Below are 1725 nucleotides of genomic sequence, written 5' to 3' on the forward strand. Positions count from 1 at the left end.
AGACCAAGCAGCTGATGCAGAGCGCAAGCGGCGATGCGGCAACGCACAGCCGTCGTGCCGCAGAACTGGCTGCCAAGCTGGAAGAGACCAAGAAGCAGGTACAGCAGGCCAATGCAGCGGCAGAGACCAGCGGTAAGCGCGTGGCGGAGCTGGAAAGCCAGCTGCACGACGCACTGGAGCAGGCAGAGACCAGCAGCAACAACGCTGCACAGAGCAGCGTTCGCATCTCTGAGCTGGAACAGCAGGTACTCGAAGCAGATATGCGCCATACCAACGACTTGGAAAAGGCAGAGCGCATGAGTCAGGAACTGATTTCTCTGCGTGAAAAGGCAGCGGACAGAGAAAAGACCCAGCAGCGTGTCGATGAGCTGGAGCAGGAGCTGATCGCAACACAGCATCAGCTGAGCGATACGAGTGCGCGTCTGGCACGGTTGTTTCAGTGATGCAGAATAGAAAATTGCCGGAGCTGTTGGCTCCGGCGGGTTCCATGGAAGCGGTGCACGCTGCCGTACAAAACGGCGCGGGCGCCGTTTATCTGGGATTTGGCACGTTTAATGCCCGCCGCGGCGCGAAGAATTTTTCTCCGGAGCAAATCCGTGAGGCGATTGCGTATTGCCGTCTGCGCGGGGTGAAGACCAATATCACGGTCAATACGTTGGTGTCGGATCGAGAGATTCCGGCATTGCTGCGCGATGTCCGTTTGCTGCTCGATGCGGGCGCAGATGCGCTGATTGTCCAAGATCTCGGCGCGGCGCGCTGCATTCGAGAGACCTTTCCGGATGCCGTGCTTCACGCATCGACACAGCTGACCATTCACTCGCTGGAAGGTGCGCGGCAGGCGAAAGAACTGGGATTTTCCCGCGTGGTGCTGTCACGAGAGCTGCCATTGGAAGAGATTCGGCGCATCACACAGGAATCCGGCGTAGAAACCGAGGTGTTTGTCCACGGTGCGCTGTGCATGTGCTATTCGGGACAGTGTGAGCTGTCCGCTGTGATCGGCAGACGCAGCGGCAATCGTGGTTTGTGTGCCCAGCCGTGCCGCCTGCCATACGGCGGAAAAACCAGCTATCCGATGAGCTTGAAAGATCTATGTCTGTTGCCGCGCTTGCAGGCATTGTGTGAAGCGGGTGTTTCTTCTCTCAAAATTGAGGGACGCATGAAGCGGCCGGAATATGTGGCGATTGTCACACGGATTTATGCTGCTGTTCTGCGAGAAAATCGCGCACCGACGCGCGAAGAGATGCAGACGTTGGCGAAGGTCTTCTCCCGCGACGGCTTTACACAGGGCTATCTGGATGACAAGATTGGCCCTTCGATGTTTGGCGTGCGCTCAGAGACACCGGACAGAGAGTTAAAACCGCTGTATCAAGAAGCCGCGCGTTCGTATGCAGAGGGACAAGAGGCAGATTTGGTGCCGATTGAGCTGTCATTTACGGCACAGGCACAGAGCGACATGCAGCTGACTGTGACAGACGGCGAGCATACCGTGTCTGTCACCGCGGATGCCGCAGAACCAGCACAGCACAAAGAGACAACGGCGGCAGACGTCGAAAAATCGCTGAAAAAAACCGGCGGAACGATGTTTACCGTACAAATTATGGATATACAGCTGGATGGCGGGCTGCGCATTCCGGCGCGCGTGCTCAATGACATGCGCCGACAGGCGTTGGAGCAGCTGACACAGCAGAGAATGATCCTGCCGCCGCTGCGCGAGACCGAGAGACA

At 57.6% G+C, this 1725-nt stretch carries 2 protein-coding genes; both read left to right on the forward strand.

Features of this window, described 5'->3' with window-relative positions:
- Window positions 1-443: hypothetical protein (locus ACR0P9_RS12060; RefSeq protein WP_432620483.1), on the forward strand; the 443-nt coding region annotated here is incomplete at its 5' end.
- Window positions 443-1725 (forward strand): peptidase U32 family protein (locus tag ACR0P9_RS12065; RefSeq protein ID WP_432620485.1); only part of this gene is annotated, 1283 nt, incomplete at its 3' end. The genes ACR0P9_RS12060 and ACR0P9_RS12065, both read left to right, overlap by 1 nt.

It is taken from the genome of Butyricicoccus sp., from assembly GCF_050872565.1.
GTDB lineage: Bacteria > Bacillota > Clostridia > Oscillospirales > Butyricicoccaceae > Butyricicoccus_A.